This is a genomic window from Paraprevotella clara YIT 11840 (genome assembly GCF_000233955.1).
GTDB classification, from domain to species: Bacteria; Bacteroidota; Bacteroidia; order Bacteroidales; family Bacteroidaceae; genus Paraprevotella; species Paraprevotella clara.
Map to the genome: position 1 here is coordinate 167,657 of NZ_JH376616.1, position 20,319 is coordinate 187,975.

At 45.6% G+C, this 20,319-nt stretch carries 22 protein-coding genes; all 22 read right to left on the reverse strand.

What is annotated here, in order from left to right:
- Window positions 1-83: 83 nt before the first annotated feature.
- The 22 genes from HMPREF9441_RS12275 to HMPREF9441_RS12375 all read right to left on the reverse strand — a co-directional run bounded on the left by HMPREF9441_RS12275 (window position 84) and on the right by HMPREF9441_RS12375 (window position 20,090).
- On the reverse strand, window positions 84-254 hold the full coding sequence (locus HMPREF9441_RS12275) for a hypothetical protein (protein ID WP_232038305.1): 171 nt from the start codon (window positions 252-254) through the stop codon (window positions 84-86).
- 385 nt (window positions 255-639) lie between these two features.
- Window positions 640-1,329, reverse strand: a complete 690-nt coding sequence (locus HMPREF9441_RS12280) for a phosphatase PAP2 family protein (protein ID WP_008621642.1) — start codon at window positions 1,327-1,329, stop codon at window positions 640-642.
- Between the two features lies 1 nt (window position 1,330).
- Window positions 1,331-2,083: a tetratricopeptide repeat protein gene (locus tag HMPREF9441_RS12285; protein WP_008621643.1), complete on the reverse strand. Its 753-nt coding sequence runs from the start codon at window positions 2,081-2,083 to the stop codon at window positions 1,331-1,333.
- A gap of 7 nt (window positions 2,084-2,090) precedes the next feature.
- Window positions 2,091-3,914: a BatD family protein gene (locus tag HMPREF9441_RS12290; protein ID WP_008621644.1), complete on the reverse strand. Its 1,824-nt coding sequence runs from the start codon at window positions 3,912-3,914 to the stop codon at window positions 2,091-2,093.
- Between the two features lie 25 nt (window positions 3,915-3,939).
- Window positions 3,940-4,674 (reverse strand): tetratricopeptide repeat protein, encoded by a 735-nt coding sequence (locus tag HMPREF9441_RS12295; protein ID WP_008621645.1) that lies wholly within the window; start codon window positions 4,672-4,674, stop codon window positions 3,940-3,942.
- Entirely contained in the window at window positions 4,655-5,713 is a 1,059-nt protein-coding gene (locus HMPREF9441_RS12300; protein ID WP_008621646.1) for a VWA domain-containing protein, read from the reverse strand. Before HMPREF9441_RS12300 ends, HMPREF9441_RS12295 begins: the two co-directional genes overlap by 20 nt.
- 12 nt (window positions 5,714-5,725) lie before the next feature.
- Window positions 5,726-6,724, reverse strand: a complete 999-nt coding sequence (locus HMPREF9441_RS12305; protein ID WP_008621647.1) for a vWA domain-containing protein — start codon at window positions 6,722-6,724, stop codon at window positions 5,726-5,728.
- A 15-nt stretch (window positions 6,725-6,739) separates the two neighbouring features.
- Window positions 6,740-7,843 (reverse strand): BatD family protein, encoded by a 1,104-nt coding sequence (locus tag HMPREF9441_RS12310; protein ID WP_008621649.1) that lies wholly within the window; start codon window positions 7,841-7,843, stop codon window positions 6,740-6,742.
- A gap of 2 nt (window positions 7,844-7,845) precedes the next feature.
- A complete protein-coding gene (locus HMPREF9441_RS12315; RefSeq protein WP_008621651.1) occupies window positions 7,846-8,715 on the reverse strand; it encodes a DUF58 domain-containing protein in 870 nt (289 codons plus the stop codon).
- A 12-nt stretch (window positions 8,716-8,727) separates the two neighbouring features.
- Window positions 8,728-9,723: an AAA family ATPase gene (locus HMPREF9441_RS12320; protein WP_008621652.1), complete on the reverse strand. Its 996-nt coding sequence runs from the start codon at window positions 9,721-9,723 to the stop codon at window positions 8,728-8,730.
- Window positions 9,724-9,856: 133 nt separating this feature from the next.
- A complete protein-coding gene (locus HMPREF9441_RS12325; protein ID WP_008621653.1) occupies window positions 9,857-11,341 on the reverse strand; it encodes an HU family DNA-binding protein in 1,485 nt (494 codons plus the stop codon).
- 12 nt (window positions 11,342-11,353) lie between these two features.
- Window positions 11,354-11,626, reverse strand: coding sequence for an HU family DNA-binding protein (locus tag HMPREF9441_RS12330; protein WP_008621654.1), 273 nt, complete (start codon window positions 11,624-11,626; stop codon window positions 11,354-11,356).
- A gap of 14 nt (window positions 11,627-11,640) precedes the next feature.
- On the reverse strand, window positions 11,641-12,942 hold the full coding sequence (gene rimO, locus HMPREF9441_RS12335) for a 30S ribosomal protein S12 methylthiotransferase RimO (protein ID WP_172634954.1): 1,302 nt from the start codon (window positions 12,940-12,942) through the stop codon (window positions 11,641-11,643).
- 37 nt (window positions 12,943-12,979) lie between these two features.
- A complete protein-coding gene (ftsY, locus tag HMPREF9441_RS12340; protein WP_008621656.1) occupies window positions 12,980-13,936 on the reverse strand; it encodes a signal recognition particle-docking protein FtsY in 957 nt (318 codons plus the stop codon).
- Between the two features lie 218 nt (window positions 13,937-14,154).
- On the reverse strand, window positions 14,155-14,313 hold the full coding sequence (locus HMPREF9441_RS17930; protein WP_008621658.1) for a DUF4295 domain-containing protein: 159 nt from the start codon (window positions 14,311-14,313) through the stop codon (window positions 14,155-14,157).
- Window positions 14,314-14,325: 12 nt separating this feature from the next.
- Window positions 14,326-14,514 (reverse strand): 50S ribosomal protein L33, encoded by a 189-nt coding sequence (gene rpmG / locus HMPREF9441_RS12345; RefSeq protein ID WP_008621659.1) that lies wholly within the window; start codon window positions 14,512-14,514, stop codon window positions 14,326-14,328.
- 19 nt (window positions 14,515-14,533) lie between these two features.
- Complete coding sequence (gene rpmB / locus HMPREF9441_RS12350) at window positions 14,534-14,794, reverse strand: 50S ribosomal protein L28 (protein WP_008621660.1); 261 nt, start codon at window positions 14,792-14,794, stop codon at window positions 14,534-14,536.
- Window positions 14,795-14,891: 97 nt separating this feature from the next.
- Window positions 14,892-15,398 carry a CinA family protein gene (locus HMPREF9441_RS12355; protein WP_008621661.1) on the reverse strand — a complete coding sequence of 169 codons (507 nt, stop codon included), beginning with the start codon at window positions 15,396-15,398 and terminating at the stop codon, window positions 14,892-14,894.
- Between the two features lie 9 nt (window positions 15,399-15,407).
- Window positions 15,408-16,439 (reverse strand): tRNA (adenosine(37)-N6)-threonylcarbamoyltransferase complex transferase subunit TsaD, encoded by a 1,032-nt coding sequence (gene tsaD / locus HMPREF9441_RS12360; RefSeq protein WP_008621662.1) that lies wholly within the window; start codon window positions 16,437-16,439, stop codon window positions 15,408-15,410.
- Between the two features lie 28 nt (window positions 16,440-16,467).
- Window positions 16,468-17,325, reverse strand: coding sequence for a type I methionyl aminopeptidase (gene map, locus HMPREF9441_RS12365; protein WP_008621663.1), 858 nt, complete (start codon window positions 17,323-17,325; stop codon window positions 16,468-16,470).
- A 121-nt stretch (window positions 17,326-17,446) separates the two neighbouring features.
- Complete coding sequence (locus HMPREF9441_RS12370; RefSeq protein ID WP_008621664.1) at window positions 17,447-18,754, reverse strand: sensor histidine kinase; 1,308 nt, start codon at window positions 18,752-18,754, stop codon at window positions 17,447-17,449.
- Window positions 18,744-20,090, reverse strand: coding sequence for a sigma-54-dependent transcriptional regulator (locus tag HMPREF9441_RS12375; RefSeq protein ID WP_008621673.1), 1,347 nt, complete (start codon window positions 20,088-20,090; stop codon window positions 18,744-18,746). The genes HMPREF9441_RS12370 and HMPREF9441_RS12375 overlap by 11 nt, the downstream gene beginning before the upstream one ends.
- Between the last annotated feature and the right edge of the window lie 229 nt (window positions 20,091-20,319).

Sequence of the window (20,319 nt, forward strand, 5' to 3'; positions counted from 1 at the left end):
TATCCCAAAAACAATCTAATCTTAAAAAGTATATTGGAATTTATTTGTGCTTTTCCGCTATCCTTTCTGATCAACTGAAAAAATCATCGCCATGCGTCCCAAAAATCATCCGGATTATGTCCCGAGTTATATCCCGGATTTGGAGGTTCCGGATTCATATCACTTCCGGCAATCATCATCTCTGTTTCGAATGACATGACCCGGACTTCAGGACTCACATAATTTTTACGCCCATAGTTAAGTGTTGTTCTCATCTCGGTTTCCGCTAATAGCATCATTTGATTCATTTTCTTTTAATTTTTAATTGATAGAATTAGTGCAAGCCAAGTCTATTCGGACTCCTCCGATAAATTGGAACACAAAGGTAATGGCAGTTATGTGGTTTTACAAGAGGGATTTAGTTAAAGAAAAAAGATAAACAATAAAAATAGAAGCTTATATAAAAGGAATATTTGCGGTCAAAAATCCCCAAAAAGCCAAACAGTTATAACCAAGAATAAATACAAAGGCACTTATATGCACACTTCGTAATACAAAAGCCATTCAAACAACAAGATTATAACTACTACAAATCAGTCTTTGTTGTTAAAAATCATATATTCCATAAAAATAAGAAAAGGACATCAAGCCATTCTAGCATTACAAAACCACTGCCCGTATGGCCAATACCACATAAGTGAGATAAAGTACACTCTGAAAAATATCCAAATCCGCTACGGCATACCCCGTGGAAGTATATTGAGTAGAAATAAAATTCCTATCCGGCGACATCCTGCGCAAAATATAAGCGCATGCCATGTAAGTGGAAAGACCTACCAACAGCCCCCAAAGCATCCCGAACAGAATATCTCCCGGATAATGTACCCCCAAATAAATGCGGGAATAAGAACAGAGCGCAGCCCACAAAACCAAAGAAAAGGTCATCCAAACATTACGAACCAACAAAGCTAAAAAGATACATACAGCAAAAGTGTTGGCGGCATGACTGGATATAAAACCATAGCGTCCGCCACGATAGCCATCCACCACGTCTACCAAATACATCAGCAAGGGGTCCTGAGCCGGCCGGAAACGGGCAAAGTAAGGTTTACAGAAAGAAGAAGAAAACTGGTCGGCCAACAAGATGGACAAGGCAAGAAACAACACAATAAGCCCCACCTCACGCATGGAATTGTTCTTGACCAACACATAAAATAGCACGACGGCCACAGGTATCCAAGCCACCGTACTGGTAATCCCGTTCATCAAATGGTCGAAAAACAACGAATTGCTGCCATTCAACAGCAGCAACAACCGTTGGTCCAAACCGATCCAGTCTTCTAACGCCATATCAAATCACCTCCATTGCTTCTGCCGGCATCCAACCCACCTTGCCGTCTGCCAACCGTATTTCTTTCCATTCCTTCATGGAATCGTCTATGATTTCCACACGTGTGCCTTCATGCAGTACAAAGAGGTCCGTACCCGATTCGTTCGGAGTGCTCTTCACGACTACCGAACTGCTCATCACCACAGCCCCGCTGCGGGCATTCAATTCCTGATGCTGCGTCCAAGCAAACACATTGGCCATCACGACAACCGCCAACATGACCAAAGCGCCAAAGAAACCCAATTTCTTCCACACGACCTTATTGCCTAAGAAAAACACCAGAATCAGCACGCAGGCCAGCACAAAAGCCACAATCCCCGTACGCGCCCAACCGTCCATACTCATCATGTCAATGATGTTCTTATACCATGTCACAAAGAACATCTCGCTTTCGGGTGTGATTTTATCTATCGTTTTTGAACGGGCCAACTCCAAATTGAAACGGACATCCGAACTCCCGGGGTCCAACAAGGCGGCACGCTCGTAATTCAAAATGGCAAGAGCCAGACGGTCTGTCTTATAATAACAGTTTCCTAAATTATAATATATGTCCGCATGCTCCCCTTCTTTCAGCAAAGCCGTATATATAGGTATGGCTTCTTCATACTTTTCCGCAGCGTACGCACTATCAGCCTGCACTTTGTCTTGGGCGTGAAGCGAAAACATGCACATCACACCTATACATATCAAAATCAACTTTCTCATCAGCTTCATCCTTTACTTACCGTTTAATAGAACTTTCCATCTTATCAATGACTTCCGTAGCCGCTGCATATATCTTGTCCATCGTTTGCGACGGGTCGCCCGGCGCATAACGGGCAAATTCACAATCGTTCATCGTCTCTACCAACTGCTGCACGACGGAGACGTCCGTTCCCTTGGCCTGCAACTTTTCACTGACATTCTCTTTGTTCAGTTCTGTAGCCGGAAGATTCAACTTGTCTCCCACATAGCCCCACAAGGCCTTTAAGACCTCATCATAAAACTCGGCCGGCTTGTCGGCTTTCAACAATGCAGCCGCCTGTTTCAGACGCTTGGCTGCCGCCTTATTCGCTTTCTTGTTACGCATTTTAGCCACATTGGCATTTTCCATAGCTTGTTTGCGGAAGACCACCACAAGAACAATGAATGCCAACAAGGGAATGACATAACTCCACCAATAGGCTGCTGTCCCGAAATAGGACTCACCCTTTTGCTGCAAACGCACCTCCCCCTGATGGATGTACCGGATATCTGAAGCCAACAACTCCACGTCCTCTTTATTCGTATAGTTCCCGCCGCCGCTTCCGCCTTTGCCTTTCGCCACGTTGAGGTCAAATCCTTCCGTTTTCACGGTCTTGTAAGCTTTCGCGTCGGTATCAAAATAACAGAATTCCACAGGCGGGACCGTATATTCCCCCGGATGGCGGGGCACAGCCAAATAATCAAATATTTTATTACCGGAAACCCCTCCGCGACCTACTTTGGTCTGGTCCGTAATCTTGGCATCGTACGTCTCGAAATCTTTCGGGAAATTCACCACCGGAGCTTTCATCAGCTTCATGTTGCCGCTTCCGGAAACCGTAACCCTCAGCGTCAACGCGTCATTCGTCTTCACTTCGCTCGGAGTAAGGGAAGCACTGATATTGAATTTGCCCACCGCTCCGGAGAAATTAGCAGGCCGTGGCGAAGGCAAAGGATCTACCTGCAAGGTCAGAGAAGGAGCCACAATGGTTTTCTTCACCTCGACCATGGTACTCCCCCCGTTGAAAAACGCATCAATCGGGTCGATATTACGATTTTGCTGCACCACAATCCCCTCGAACTTGATGGAAGGAATCGTCATCTTTCCGCTACGTTGGGGAAAGAGCACATATTGCCGCCATACCACCGTACCGTACCTGCGCCCATTGTGCTCTTCCATTTTCAGGCTCTTCTGTTGGGGCAGCTCTATTTCCTGTGTATGAAAACCCTCCAAATCCGGCATGCCACCGGCCAACTGCGACAGGTTGACCAAAGAGTAGACCTTATAAGTCAGCACTACCGCCTCTTGTTCATACAAGCGTTGCTTGTCGGCCGTAACCGTAATGAAAAGGTCTTTTCCGGTAATCTTAGCCCCGGCATCTTGCATCTGCATCCGTTCGTGCTGTCCGCCCCCTTGCTGGCGAGACTGTGCCCCCCCGCCACTGCCGGGGACAACCTCTATGTTCACGGTATTGGAACGGTATTGCTTTCCGTTCACAGTAGCCGTAGCGGCCGGAATGGTATAAGTACCGGTCTTCAATGCACTTAATATATAAGTATAGGTTACCGAACTGCTCTGCGAAGTCTTTCCATTAATCATTTGAAAACTGGACTGTGAGGAGCGGCTCGGCCCCATGTCTACACTAAACCCTTTCAGGGTAGGCAAATGGAAATTACTGACATCCTGTGTGTTCACGGTGAAACTCAACCTAAACTGCTCACCTTCCTCCACCACATCCGGTGCCGCGGCCTTTATCTGTACGGCTGCCCGTATCCCGACTGTCAGACAACATAACCAAAGTAATGCGATATATTTCTTCATTCCTATTTCCTTTATTGTTTAGTCGTTACCATTGTTTCTCCAATTTTCTCTGTCGCGGTTTGGCCATGGCCTTCCTGATGCGCTCCTGTGTATCTTTCTCATCTTGCATGGCTGCGTTCAACAGTTGTTCGGCATTCTCTTTCGACATGTTCTCTTCATTCTGCTGTGACTGCTTTTGCTGTTGCTTCTGTTGGTCTTCTTTTTTGTCTTTATTCTCCTGTTTGTCCTTTTTACTGCTATTCTTGTCTTCTTCTTTGTTCTTGTCCTTTCCGTCCTTATTCTCTTTATTGTCGTTTTGCTGGTCCTGCTGTGGATTGTTTTTCAACTGGTGTTGGCATAAGACCAAATTATAGCGGCTTTCGTTGTCCGCAGGATTCCGCCGCAAGGCGTTCTTATAACACTCTATGGCGGGTCCGAACTGCTTTTGGCTTTGCAGAATCACTCCCATATTATGATATATGGAAGCCAACCGTCCCTTGTTTGTCTCCACTTTCACGGCCTGTTCGTATGCCTGCATGGCTTCCTTGGGCTTTTGCTGTCTCAACAACGCATTTCCCAAATTGAAATGTGCCTGAGGGAAACGACTGTTGGCTTCAATGGCTTTACGGTAATCCACCTCGGCTTTTGTGTACATACTGTCGCGATACAACCGGTTTCCACTCCTCAAATAGTCACGGTCTGTTTTCTTCTGCGCCCATAAAAGAGATACCGTCAGACACAAGCACAAAGCCAATCCATATTTATATATCCCACGTAACATGTCTTTCTTCCTTACTTAACTTACGAAACAACTTTATATTCTTAAACAACGGATTCTTACGTTCCACAATCAACACATCCAGAACGAGTACAAGCAAAACCAACAAAGCTACGGCTTGGAACTGCTCATCGTATTCCGAATAGACCGCACTTTCCATCTCCTTCTTAGCCAACTTATCCACATAGCCCGATAATTGTTCCTGTGCGGATGAACTGTTATCCACATAAATATAGGCTCCTTGACCGGCAGCCGCAATTTCCCGACACATCGACTCGTTCAACTTGGAAACCACTACATTCCCCGTATTGTCTGTGATATACTGCGAACTTCCGGGCATGGGTATGGGTGCGCCTTGCGGAGAACCGACTCCCAAGACATAGACTTTTATTCCCTTTTCCGCTGCCGCTTTGGCCATCTCCACAGCTCCTCCCTCATTGTCCTCTCCATCGGTAATCACAAAAATAGCCTTGCTCACGTCCTGATTGGACGTAAAACTTTTCATGGCCAAATCAATAGCCTGCTTGATATCTGTTCCTTGCGTGGTAATCATGGATGGATTTATCGTTTCCAAAAATATCTTGGCCGACACGTAATCACTTGTTATAGGCAACTGGGTATAGGCCTCTCCGGCATACACGATCAATCCGATCTTATCATCCGTCATTTTATCCACAATATTGCTTACCAGCATTTTGGATTTTTCCAAACGGCTCGGCGTCACATCTTCAGCCATCATCGAATTGGATATGTCCATGGCTATAATGGCCTCTATTCCCTGACGCTTACGGGTATCCATTTTTGTCCCGAACTGCGGACGTGCCAAAGTGAATATCAACAATGCCAAAGCCGCAAGCATCAACCACGTCTTCACCTCACGCCGGGCTGCCGAAACATCCGGCATCAAGCCTTTCAGGAGTTCGATGTCGCCATAACGAAGCAGACGCTTCCTGCGGTAATAGTTTGTGGCATAGTGCAGACCTGCCAATAAGGGTATCAGCAGAAGCAAGTACAAATATAATGGTTCTTCAAAACGAAACATAATCAGAATGAATTAAGGTATTTTCTTCAATATGGTCATACGTAACAGGATTTCAAGTAGCAACGCAACAGCAGCCAACCAGGCAAACAAGGCGTATGCTTCATAACGCTTGCTGTATTGCTTGACATTCAGCTTCGTTTTCTCTAACTTGTCAATATCCTTATACACATCCTCCAACTTCTTATTGTCCGTAGCCCGATAAAATTCACCATCTGTCTTCCCGGCTATGGCTGCCAACGTCTTGGTATCGATTTCTACCGGCACATTCAGATATTGCACACCGCCTGCTACCGGCATGGGATAAGGTGCCAAACCATTGGTACCCACACCAATCGTGTACACTCGTATTCCGAAACTCTTGGCAATCTCTGCCGCAGTCAAGGGCGAAATATCTCCGGCATTATTCGTTCCGTCCGTCAACAAGATAATCACCTTGCTTTTGGCCTTGCTGTCTTTCAAGCGAGAAACGGCATTGGCGATTCCCATTCCTACGGCTGTTCCGTCCTGAATCATGCCCCGCTGAGCCATATCGGTCTTGATACCATGGAAGAGGTTCAGCAATACGGCATGATCCGTAGTCATCGGACATTGGGTAAATGCCTCGGCCGCAAAAATAGTCAGACCGATATTATCGTTCGGCCTGCCCGCTATAAATTCGGAAGCCACCTGTTTGGCTGCTTCCAAACGGTTCGGCTTCAGGTCTTCGGCCAGCATACTGGTAGAAACGTCAACTGCCAACATGATGTCTATACCCTCAACCTGAGTGTTTTTCCAACTGTTACTGGTTTGGGGGCGAGCCAATATGATAATGACCATCACAAACGTAAACAAACGCAGTATGAATGGTGCATGAATCAGATGGTTCTTATAACTCTTAGGCGCATAACGATATGCCGTCGTATCCGACACCAACAACGTAGGTTCTTTCTTCTTGTTTTTCAGCACATACCATAAAATATAAGGTATGAGCAGAAGCAAGAGAAAAAAATATTCAATATTCGCAAACGTCATAATCACTTATAAATTTTAAACGACCAAGTCATACACCATCCAAAGAATCCAGCCCAACAAGGCCAACGCGGCCAACGTAAGCAATACCAACGCCAAACGCATACTTATCAATGTCCGGCGACTGCGTTTCTGTTCAATCGTTACTTCGTCCGACTCCGGCACGGCATTTTCATCCACTTCCACCTTTGTCTGGTTGATAAACTCAATGGCATTCACTAGATTTGCATCATTCTCATTAATCAATGTATTGTATTTGGCAAATTTGACCAAATCGGCAGTCTGGAACAGCATGCGCAATTCGTCCAGACTTTCAGAAGTCTGCTCTTTCAACAAGCGGTCGATAATCTCGGTCGAGGTCATCTCCATGGCATTGAAACCATAACGCTTCTCGATATAGGTACGCAGAATAGCGGTCAGCCGAGTATAATATTCCTTAGAATCTTCTTTCGCCCAAACTTTCTCTGCCTTGATTTGGTCAATTTCCTCCATGGCCTTCGTATGCGGCAAAACCTTAGGAGCTAACTTGATAATCTTGATGATAGGCTTATTATCCCGATAACGTATATAAAAATAAGCCAAGCCGAGAACCCATACAAGCAAAAGTACGGACAAAGCGAATATCAAAGACCAATCCGTCCACGAGAAAGGAACGGCCATAATTTCTTTAGGCCCATAGAATCGGTCAACATGAACCGTATCGACAGGAATCGACAACACCCTCAAAGCCAAATTCTTCGACTGATATTCCTTCCCATCAACTTTCACTACAAGGGGGGGCAAATAATACAAAGCCGAATCAAAAGAGGTTACGATATAGCTTTGGGAAACCAAACGACGAGCTCCTTCATTCAATTGCTGCGTGTCCGCCTTGGCAACTTCTACCACCTCTACCCCGGGAGTCAGCATATCTCCGGCTTTCACCTGTGGCATTACCAGCTTGGATTTAGTATCCGTACTGACATCCAAAGTTATACGGGTCTGTTCCCCTACCCAAAGTTCCAATGAATCTATCCTGACATCCACCGTCACCTGTGCTTCAACAACGCTTGCCATCAAAAGAAACGGCAGAAGCAACCACAGTCGAACGGCTCTTTTATTTTTATTATGGTAACTTTTCATCTTCAATTTCGTTTGGCAAATAAAGTCATCAACGAAGACACATAATCTTGGTCCGTACGAATAGAAACCGAATCCACATTGCTCTTCGTAAACGTATCCTGCAACAAATTCTGCCTGTTCTTCCACCAGTCATGATGAGCCTTCCGCACTTTGCGGCTGGACGTATCGATATATTGTTCATGCCCGGTTTCCGCATCGCAAACCTTCATCAGCCCTACATCCGGCAAATCTGCCATCCGGCGGTCGAAAACCTGAATAGCCACCACGTCGTGCTTCCGGTTGGCTACGGTCAAAGCCGTACGATAGTCTTTTCTATCTATGAAATCACTCAACAAGAATGCCGTACAACGCCGCTTAATGGCTTGAGTAAGGTACTCTATCGCCTGACCGATATCCGTAGACTTGCTTTGAGGAGTAAAATCCAGCAATTCACGTATGATACGCAAAATATGCTTGCGTCCTTTCTTCGGAGGAATGAACTTTTCAATCCTGTCCGAAAAGAAAATCACTCCGATCTTATCGTTGTTTTGTATGGCAGAAAAAGCCAACGTCGCAGCAATCTCCGCCACCATCTCCCGTTTGGTCTGAGAAACTGTTCCGAAACTCAAACTGCCCGAAACATCGATCACAAGCATGACCGTCAGCTCACGTTCCTCCTCGAACACTTTGACGAAAGGCCGGTTAAAACGTGCCGTCACATTCCAATCTATGTCGCGAATATCGTCTCCGTACTGGTATTCCCTCACTTCAGAGAAAGCCATACCACGCCCTTTGAAGGCCGAATGATATTCACCGGCAAAAATATTGTTAGACAGTCCTCTCGTTTTAATTTCGATTTGACGGACCCGCTTTAAAATCTCACTTGTATCCATTCACAACGATGATTAGGGTACCTCTACCTTATTCAATATCTGACTGATGATTTCTTCGCTGCTGACATTATTGGCTTCCGCCTCGTATGAAAGCCCGATACGGTGGCGCAAAACATCATGGGCTATAGCCCGTACATCTTCCGGTATCACATATCCCCGACGTTTAATAAAAGCGTAGGCACGAGCCGCCAAAGCCAGATTAATAGAAGCACGCGGAGAACCGCCGAATTCTATATAATTTTTCAAGTCCTTCAAACCGTATTGCTCTGGATAGCGCGTAGCGAAAACGATGTCGGCAATATACTGCTCTATCTTCTCGTCCAAATACACTTCCCTGACTACATTACGTGCTTCGATGATTTCATCAGTAGACAAAATAGGACGCACGACAGTCTTTTCCCCTTTGATTTGCTGACGGATAATTTTCTTTTCCTCTTCCAACTTGGGATAATCAATTATCACTTTCAACATAAAACGGTCCACTTGGGCTTCCGGTAAAGGATAAGTTCCTTCCTGCTCTATCGGGTTCTGAGTGGCCAATACCAAAAAAGGTTCCGGTAATTTATATGTTTCTTTACTGATGGTGACCTGACGTTCCTGCATCGCTTCCAACAAAGCACTCTGCACCTTGGCCGGAGCACGGTTGATTTCGTCCGCCAACACGAAATTGGCAAAAATAGGACCACGCTGAGCAATGAACGTCTCATCTTTTTGGCTGTACATCATCGTACCTATCACATCGGCAGGAAGCAAGTCCGGAGTAAACTGTACTCGACTGAATTTTCCATCTATCAACGATGCCAAAGTCTTTATGGCCAACGTCTTCGCTAAACCGGGTACTCCTTCCAACAATACATGTCCGTCACTCAACAATCCTATTAACAGTGATTCTACCAAATGCTTCTGCCCCACAATCACCTGGTCCATACCGGTTATTAAATTCGTTACAAAAGCACTTTGTTTCTCAATTCGCTCATTCAACTCGCGAATATCTATCGCTTCAGCCATATCTGTTTTATTTGTTTATAAATTATACTCTCGTTTTTCGTGACCCAAAATTAAGCTTTTTAGTACGCACTGACAATATTATATTATTAAAAAAAGTTTCCCAAATATCTATTTAAGAAACTTTTTATGGCAGTTAACGGCGTTTTAGTCTTAACTTGGGTATTTTCAACAACATACCTTCAGGCACGAGGTCAGGATTAGCGATTTTATTATACACCACCAAGTAAACTGTAAAATCTTTCGAGCCGTAATACCTCAATGCCAAACCGCGCAAAGTCTCCCCGCTCCTCATACGATGTTCTTCTTGTGTACCTACTATTTCGTATGCCCCGTTTTTCACCTGCGGGTATTCTACAGATACTTTTTGTGTATCTTCCGATTTCGCTTTCACCTTGTTTGTTTTTTCCGGCATACCTTCCGGCACTTGTACTTTCCGTATGGAACCGGAATCCACCTTCAGAGAATCTTGTTCTTTCGAAATCTGAACCGTATCCTTTTTTAAAGGAACAGGATGCACTACCACCGGCTGCTTTACGACTTTTGGCTGATTCCCATAAAAAAGATGATGATAGCCGATGTAATAACTGATAGCCATTAATAACAACACTAGTAGGACCGCAAAAAACATCATCCAAGGCGTCAAATAGACTCGTCTACGACCATGATGTTCGGGCGCCATTTGAACAATATGCTGATTCTCCACAGTTTGATGTTCGACTTTCTGCACCTCTATTTGTTGAGTTGCCACATGCACCTTTTCCACATGGTGAACATCAGCATTGGTATTATTTTTATTGTGCACCCCTTCTTCCTTTCCTTCCGGTAACACTCCCTCCTGAACGGCTGAAATCGATTCTGCCTTTATTTCGTTCTCCGTGTTTTGCCGCAAAGAAGAAACTCTTTCATCCTCCGTTTCGTCACCAACCGATGTTTCTGATTTCTCATCTACATTCTCGGAGACAGCCTCGGCCTTATTTTCAACCTCTTCCACTACATCGGAATATTCCTCTATAGAATTCACGGTAGCTTCAGTATCAGTATTCTCATTTTCACCATCTTGAATCTCTACCGCTCCGTTTTCGTCTATAGCCGCTGTTTCTATTGAGACTTCATCTATACCATGATGCCCTTTCGCCTGCATATCCTTCTCTTCCCCCGAAAGGACTTCTTCTGATTCGGATAACACCATTTCATCTGCTTCATCTGTCTCTTCATTTACATCAGATATATTTTCCGCCTCATGATCTTCAGATAAATCCGGAATGTCCATCCGCTCCATATCGGCAATATCCGTACCCTCATACAAAACCACCGTCTCAAACTGTGCAAAAGGCTTATTGACAGCGTCTCGCAGAACGGGATCCGGCGTGAAATTAATCTTCGTATATTCTTTGATTACAATTCTCTCGCCGGTGTTCACATCCACACTCTCCCGACTATCCACTGTCACTAATTTAAAGGTTCCAAGCCCTTTTACTTTAACGATCTTATCCGTTTGCAGATATTCTCCTATAATTTCAAAAACCGAACGCACAAAAACATCGGCATCTTTTTTAGGCAGACCTCTCCGCAACACCAACCCGTCAGCTAAATCCTGTATCAAAACCTTTTTATCCATTACGACCGACGTTTATTGCATCTTCTCTTTAAAAGAAGCGCTGGGTTTGAAATTAATGACTAATTTGGGAGGCACCAACATGCGTTGCTGGGTAGCGGGGTTCACGACTACCCGCTCTTGTTTTTTCCTCACCTCAAACGAACCTATATTCTGAATGGCTATAACGTTTTCATCCTCCAATTCGTCCGTCATTTCAGCCACCAAGGCAACCATCAATGAAGACGCATCCTTCACCGTATAACCTAAACGACGGGACAATTCCGCTATAAACTCCTTGTTATTCATACGTATACAACTCTTTAAAACATTCGAGTACCATACAAATCAAAGTCATCGGCATCTGTAATCTTCACCTCATAGAACGTTCCGAGAGATAAAGTCCCTTCGCTCACAGGAATCAGAACCTCCGGATCCACCTCAGGCGAATCAAACTCGGTACGTCCTATATAATATTCTCCTTCGCTACGGTCTATAATCACCTTGAAAATCTTTCCTATTTTCTGAGCCGCCAAATCCGCTGAAATCTTCTGCTGCAAAGCCATCAATTTATCCAATCTGGCTTGCTTGGTCTCAAAAGGAATCTCATCCTCATAATGCTCAGCCGAATAAGTTCCTTCTTCCTCCGAATAAGCAAAAGCTCCCATACGGTCGAATTTAACCTTACGAACAAAATCCAACAACTCATTGAAATCTTCTTCCGTCTCTCCAGGATGCCCTACCATCAAGGTCGTACGCAAATGAACTCCCGGTACTTCCTCCCTAAAACGCTCTATCAAATCATAGGTTTCCTGGCGGGTCACATGGCGATGCATCCTCTGTAACATATTGTCACTAATATGCTGCAAAGCAATGTCCATGTATTTGCAAACATTCTTTTTCTCACGCATCACCCGGAATAAATCTACCGGAAAATTCGCGGGATAAGCATAATGGAGCCTAATCCAGTCCACACCGGGTATGTCAGCCATCCGTTCAATAAGTTCCGGCAGCATCTGACGATGGTAAAGGTCCAGACCGTAGTAGGTCAACTCCTGGGCAATGACCTGAAATTCCTTCACCCCGCGTGACACCAACATTCGTACTTCATCCAAAATATCCTCTATCGGACGCGACACATGCTTCCCCGTGATAATAGGTATGGCACAATAGGAGCACCGACGGTCGCACCCTTCGGAGATTTTCAGATAAGCATAATGGGAAGGGGTCGTCAACTCACGTTCCAAACTCAATTCCTGATGATATGCCTTTCCTAAATCGGTCAGCAATTCATTCCAATCGAACTTACCATAAAACTTATCGACCTGTGGAATTTCTTCACCCAGTTCTTTCAGATAGCGTTCCGAAAGGCAACCCATGACAAATAGTTTCTTCAAACGCCCCTCTTCCTTAGCCTGGCAAAATTCCAATATCATATTGATGCTTTCCTCTTTGGCATCTCCGATAAACCCGCAAGTATTAATCACAGCGATTTCCCCTTGGGGACGGTCTGTATCATGCGTCACTTTGTACCCATTGGCTTCCAACTGACGCATCAATTTTTCCGAATCAACCAGATTCTTTGAACACCCCAATGTTATGACATCAATCGTATTCTTTCGCAAAACAATATTCTTTTTTAATGAACGAATCAAATTCCCCCTACTCATTTCCAAAAAGAGACTTTACAAACTCTTTCCGGTTAAAAGGCTGTAAATCCTCAACGCCTTCTCCTAAACCGATATAACGTACCGGAATCTTAAACTGGTCGGAAATTCCGATAACGACACCGCCTTTTGCTGTTCCGTCAAGTTTTGTAATAGCCATACTGGTCACTTCCGTAGCTAACGTGAATTGCTTGGCTTGTTCAAAAGCGTTCTGTCCCGTACTCCCGTCAAGCACCAACATGACATCATGAGGGGCATCTGGCACCACTTTCTGCATGACACGTTTTATTTTGGATAATTCGTCCATCAATCCCTTTTTGTTATGCAAACGTCCGGCCGTATCGATTAAAACGACATCCGCACCATTCGCCATCGCAGAACTCAACGTATCGAAGGCTACAGATGCCGGGTCGCTCCCCATTTGCTGTTTCACAATAGGAACACCGACCCGCTCAGACCATATTTCCAACTGTTCCACTGCTGCCGCACGGAACGTATCCGATGCTCCGAGATACACTTTCTTTCCCGCTTTCTTAAACTGGTAGGCCAACTTGCCTATGGTAGTGGTCTTCCCGACCCCGTTCACACCCACAACCATAATCACATACGGTTTTTTCCCCTCGGGTAAAACGAAACCTTCGGTATCTGCCGTATTATTTTCGGTGAGCAGAGATGCGATCTCATCCCTTAATATATCATTCAGTTCATTTACCGTTACATATTTATCCCGAGCCACACGTTTTTCAATCCGGTCGATAATGTTCAGCGTTGTGTCTACTCCCACATCCGACGTTACCAAGACCTCCTCCAGACGATCCAGTACATCATCGTCCACTTTAGACTTACCGGCCACAGCCCGGGTCAGTTTCCCGAAAAAACTCTCTTTCGTCTTTTCCAGTCCTTTATCAAGTGTCTCTTTTTTTTCTTTTGAAAAAAAGCTGAAAATTCCCATACGTCTTTTATTTAATGTACATTATAAGCACAAAGATAGTGAAAGGTGAGCGCAGAGACAAACGAAAAACAAAGTTTTTCAAGCTTACCCATGCCAAACCGCATCCTATATTCGTAAAAACAAAGATAGCACAAGTTTTTTAAATGTCGGCTATACCTACAAAAAATCCCCTCCACAATTTGTGGAAGGGACTATTTTGAACCGTATTAAAATACGAATTAGTTCTTGAAGAAATCCTTCACGGCTTCGTTCGGAACCATTTGCTCATCAAAAATATAAGCACCGGTCTTAGGGCTCTTCACCATTTTGATTACCTTAGTGTAGGAACGTCCATCCATTTTACCGGTATGGAGGGTTGCCACTGTCTTTTTTGCCATAGTATCCTAATATTATTTTATTTCTTTATGAACTGTCATTCTCCGCAAAATAGGATTGTATTTCTTCAATTCCAATCTTTCAGGAGTATTCTTACGATTCTTCGTCGTCACATAACGAGATGTTCCGGGAAGACCACTCTCTTTCATTTCAGTGCACTCCAAAATAACCTGCACTCTGTTACCTTTAGCCTTCTTTGCCATAAGTCTTACTCTCCTCTAATTAAGCAATTACTTTAATGGTTTTCCAATCACAATAGCCTTTTGCTACCGCACTGGCCAGTGCAGCATCGAGGCCCACTTTATTAATATATCGCAGACCAGCAGCACTAATGTTCAGGCTAATCCAACAATCCTGTTCTACATAGTAGAATTTCTTCGTAAACAAGTTCACATTAAACCGTCTCTTGGTACGACGCTTAGAATGAGAAACATTGTTGCCAACCATGGCTTTCTTCCCGGTAATTTGACAAATCTTAGACATTTCTATCTTCCTTTTTGTTTATTTCTATTAGCTTCTTTCAAACAGAGTGCAAAATTAGTACTTAAAAACCGAATATACAAGTATTTTCGCAAAAAAATCACTCTTCTTCCTGCGGATGACGCTTTTTCAGCAAGTCGAGCAGAAGCTGAAGGGCAACCAGTGTCGCTTTGGCCAAATTCATATCCCGCCCGTCGTCACCTTCAAGTTTTTCCACCGTCACTTCATTCTTGTCGCCTACGGCAATCCAAATCGTACCGACCGGTGCTTCTTCTCCGCCGCCGGGACCAGCATAACCGGTAATGGCTATTGCGTATGTGGTTTCCATGGCTTCCAATGCCCCTTCGAACATGGCACGCACCACTTCCTCGCTTACAGCCCCTTTTTCTTCCAACAACTCTTGCGAAACACCGAGAAAACGAGTTTTTATCTCATTGGTATAACAAACAATACCTCCTTTGAAATAGGTAGAGCTTCCCGGCACACTGGTTATGGCTGCCGATATCTGCCCCGAAGTACAACTTTCTGCCGTGCACACCGTCTCCCCTGCTTTCCATAGCAGCGGGCTGATTTCACGACTTATGATTTTAGATTCTACATTCATCATATATCTTAATTATTTTAATGTTACTCTTGAATAAGCAGGCATATCTATCGTACAAAAATCCTTATCCTGATACTTGAAATATCCGGTAATGGCTATCATGGCTGCATTGTCGGTCGTATAACTGAATTTCGGAATAAAGATTTTCCATCCGTATTTATCCGCATGCTCCCGGAAAGCATTGCGCAGCCCGTTGTTGGCCGACACGCCGCCAGCCACGGCTACCTGCCTGATACCGGTGTCTTTTACCGCCTGACGCAACTTCTTCATCAGGATATCTACTATCGTATGCTCCAAAGAGGCGGCCAAGTCTTCTTTGTGATGTTCGATAAAATCCGGATCTTCCTTCATCCAATCCCGTAAAGAATAAAGAAATGAGGTCTTCAAGCCGCTAAAACTATAATCATATCCTCCGATGTGAGGTTTGGCAAAAGAATACGCCTGCGGGTTTCCCTGACGCGCCAACCTGTCTATTATCGGTCCTCCGGGATAGCCCAACCCCATCACTTTGGAACACTTGTCGATGGCTTCACCTGCCGCATCGTCTATCGTCTGCCCCAACACTTCCATGTCATTATAGGCTTTCACCAGAATGATTTGGGAATTGCCGCCACTTACCAACAAACACAAGAACGGAAATTCCGGTTGGTCATGGTCGCCCTCATCTTCTTTAATAAAATGCGCCAATACATGTCCTTGCAAATGATTGACCTCTATCATGGGAATGCCGAGTGCGCGTGCAAACCCTTTGGCAAAAGACACCCCCACCAACAAAGAGCCCATCAATCCGGGGCCTCGCGTGAAAGCCACAGCCGAAAGTTCCTCCTTGGTCACTCCGGCGCGTTTCAGCGCTTGGTCTACCACAGGGACTACATTTTGCTGATGGGCACGGGAAGCCAGTTCCGGCACCACCCCGCCGTACGCCTCATGCACGGCTTGGCTGGCTGTCACGTTGCTCAACAACACCCCGTTGCGAATCACCGCTGCCGACGTATCATCACAACTCGACTCTATACCTAATATAACGATATCTTTCTTCTCCATTTCCTCACGTCCTATAAATTATGGTGTCTCAATAAGTAAGAATCTCCAAACCGTTTTCCGTCATAAGGAAAGTATGTTCCCATTGCGCACTGGGCAGTTCGTCTTCCGTCACGACAGTCCATCCGTCTTCCTCATCCACAAACACCCTCCAATCGCCCATGTTCACCATAGGTTCTATCGTAAACACCATGCCGGGCACCAAGAGCATCCCTGTCCCCTTCCGGCCGAAATGCTCCACATCCGGCTCTTCGTGGAACTCCAGTCCCACCCCATGGCCGCACAAATCGCGCACGATGCTGAAACCGTTCTTCCTGGCATGCTTTTCGATGGCATTTCCTATATCCCCCACAAAGCCGAACGGACGGGCAACTTTCATGCCAATCTCCAGGCACTCGCGCGCGACGTCTACCAATTTCTGCTTCTCGGGTGTGGTCTGCCCGATGACAAACATACGCGAAGCATCGCTGTAATATCCGTCCAATATGGTGGAAACGTCCACATTGATAATATCTCCTTCCTCCAATACGTCGAATTCATTAGGAATGCCGTGACAGACCACCTCGTTAATGGAAGTACATACACTCTTCGGAAAACCTTCATAATTCAGAGGAGCAGGAATGGCCCCGTGACTTACCGTATAATCATATACCATCTCGTCTATCTCAAGCGTGGTCATTCCGGCATGTATCTCTTGGGCCACAAGGTCCAATACCCCGGTATTTACCACACCGCTCCTGCGAATCCCCTCTATTTGTTCAGGAGTCTTAATCAATTTACGCGAAGGCACCAAACAGCCTTCTTCCTGAAAAGCCAAAATCTTACGGTCCAAATCCGTCAGTTCGGCTCCTTCAGGGACAATCCAATTCCGTCTTATCTTTCTTCGCATTCTTTCTTTCACAGATTTATCATACAAAAGTACGATAAAAAAATCACTTTCCGACTGTAAAACCTTATAAATATCCCTATACCTTTATATTATTAAGACTTCACCCGCATCCTCCTGCATCTTACGGAAACTCCAACACAAAGGTCGTATTCCATCCTGCCGTTCCGGCCGGAAGGAGAGAAAGGCTGCCCCCGGAAGCCATCATGATTTGGCGGCTTACGGAAAGCCCGATGCCGCTTCCACGCTCTTTTGTAGTAAAGAAAGGTACAAATATATGCGACCTTATTTCTTCCGGAATCACCGGCCCGTCATTGCTCACTTTAATCAGCACACGCTCGTCTGTCTGGACAAAAGCCACCACGCGTATGCAACCGTCCCTCTCTCCGATGGCTTGTATGGCATTACGCACCAAATTAATCAAAACCTGACGTATCAAATGTTTATCCGCATATATCAGCAAATCTTCTGGAACCAAATGGAATTCTAACTTGATGCGTTCGGGGACAAGAAGCAAAGTTCGCAGTTCTTCTGTCAGCTCCTGTACATAAAACAAAACCGGAACGGGGCGAGGCAACGACGTAAATTTACGATAATTGTCCACAAAAGACAGTAGTCCTTGCGAGGTGGTGTAAATCACCGAAAGGCCTTCCCGTAGCTGTTCCGTGCTCCAAGTATCTTTCGAAAGCAAAGAAGCACTCAAAGAAGCCACAGGAGTAATGGCATTCATGATTTCATGTGTCAACACATGGGAAAGCTTAATCCAAGCATCCAATTCATTCTCATCCATCACATTGCGAATATCATTGAGTGTAAACACACGCAACTGCCGCTGCTCCATCTGTAGCAAAGACACGTTAATCCACAAGTCCTTTTGCCCTTGTGCCGTCTTGAAAGCAAGTTGGCGTTGGACATGGGGTTCCATCGAACGGAAGCACTCCACTATTTCGTGCCCGTAACGCTCCAACTGTGCCAGACGGGAAAAGGCGGAAAGCCCAAGAAGCGTCAAGGCCATGGAATTACAACGTACGACGTTACATCGTTCATCCAACACGACGATTCCCGTATGCACATTTTCCATCACCAACTCGTTGAAACTTTCATGGGCCGCAAGTTCATGGTGAGTCTTGGCAACCTGTTCCGCATAACGGTTCAGGACACTATTCAGATAACCGTTGGTACGTGCCATCTTTCCTCTGGCAGGAAAACGGAAAGAATAATCCTCGTTGACAATAGCCTCCAGCATCAATCCCAATTTTCTGGAGACATTGGAACGTGAACGCCACACACCGGCCACGACACACAACACGACAACAGTCCCTATGACGGCCATCTCCGTCTGCCCGCGCTCCCAAGCCACAGCGGCAAACGCGGCCATGGCCGCTATCCCTACGAGTTGAAACAAGGAAAATACACGCGTCTTATAATCCATAGCGTTTAATCTTATTATATAAAGTCTGCCGGGATATGCCCAAACGTGAAGCAGCCAGAGAATAATTCCCCCGGCATTGTTCCAAAGCCTGCCTGATGGCAGACATCTCCATTTCCTCCAACGTCCGGACTTGCTCCTCCGCTTCCCCCGACCGCCTTTCGTCGTCAGCCAAATGCAATACGGGAGCCGGCAATTTACCGTTTTCGCACTCCCCGCAAAGAATCACAGCCCGTTCCAACGTATGCTGCAACTCACGGATATTGCCGTACCATGGATGGGCCATCAAACGGACTTCGGCTTCCCCGGTAAACCCGTCGAACCGACGATGGTACATCTGGCTGTAGGATTTCAGGAAACGGTAAGCCAACGGTAAAATATCCTCCTTCCGTTCCCGTAGCGGGGGCAAATGCAAATGTATGGTATTGATACGGTAAAGCAAATCTTCTCTAAACTCGTTCCTCACGACCATCTCTTGCAAATCGCGGTTGGTAGCACAGATGAGCCGGATATCGACACCGACCGGTTGGTTGCTTCCCACCCGTACAATCTGCCGGTTCTGGACCGCAGTCAGCAATTTGGCTTGAAGATACAGCGGCAGGTTTCCTATCTCATCCAAAAAAAGCGTACCGCCATGTGCCGCTTCAAACCTTCCGACACGATCCTGCCGGGCATCTGTAAAAGCACCCTTCACATGCCCGAACAATTCACTCTCAAACAGCGTATCAGTAATGGCTCCCATGTCTACCGACACCATTGGTGCCGCATGCCGTGGGGACAGTGTATGGATTTCCCGGGCCAACATCTCCTTTCCCGTTCCATTCTCACCGGTAATGAGGACATTGGCATGCGTCACACTGCAACGTTCCACCAACGTGCGTAAACGGCGCATTGCTTCCGATTCGCCCCAATACATCGTCCGAGGCACTTCGCACTCTGGGTCGTTTTTCTTTTTATTCTGCCCGCAAACGGCTAAAAGCACCTGTACCATCTTTTTGTTATCCCAAGGTTTCACCACAAAGTCGGCCGCCCCTCGCTTCAACCCTTCCACCGCCAGTTCGATATCGGCATAAGCCGTAAAAAGCACTACCGGCAGATTGGGAAAATGCGCCTTCAATTCCTGCAACCAGAACAGCCCCTCATTACCATTGTTGATACCGGCCGAAAAGTTCATGTCCAACAATACCACATCCACTTCCTCCCTTTCCAATAAAGCCAACATCCCTTGTGGCGACGACAGACTGAGCACGTGGGCAAAATAGTCGCCTAAAAGAAATTGCAAGGAGGTAAGAATACTCCGGTTATCATCCACCACCAATATAGAATAAGAAACAGCCATCGTGTCGTATCTTTATTTCATGTATGAGTTAGAGAGAACAAATATAAAGGAAATATAGGGAAAACACAGACACACGGCGCAGAAATATTTGCACCCCGCTCCGGTGCAGATAGAAGCACCGTCCAATAACAAGACAACCACTGTCTAACATTTGGACACCGGCCTTACTCCGTCATTTTCCTATCTCACATATTATCAAAAGAATACGGATTTTGGCACACGAATTGCA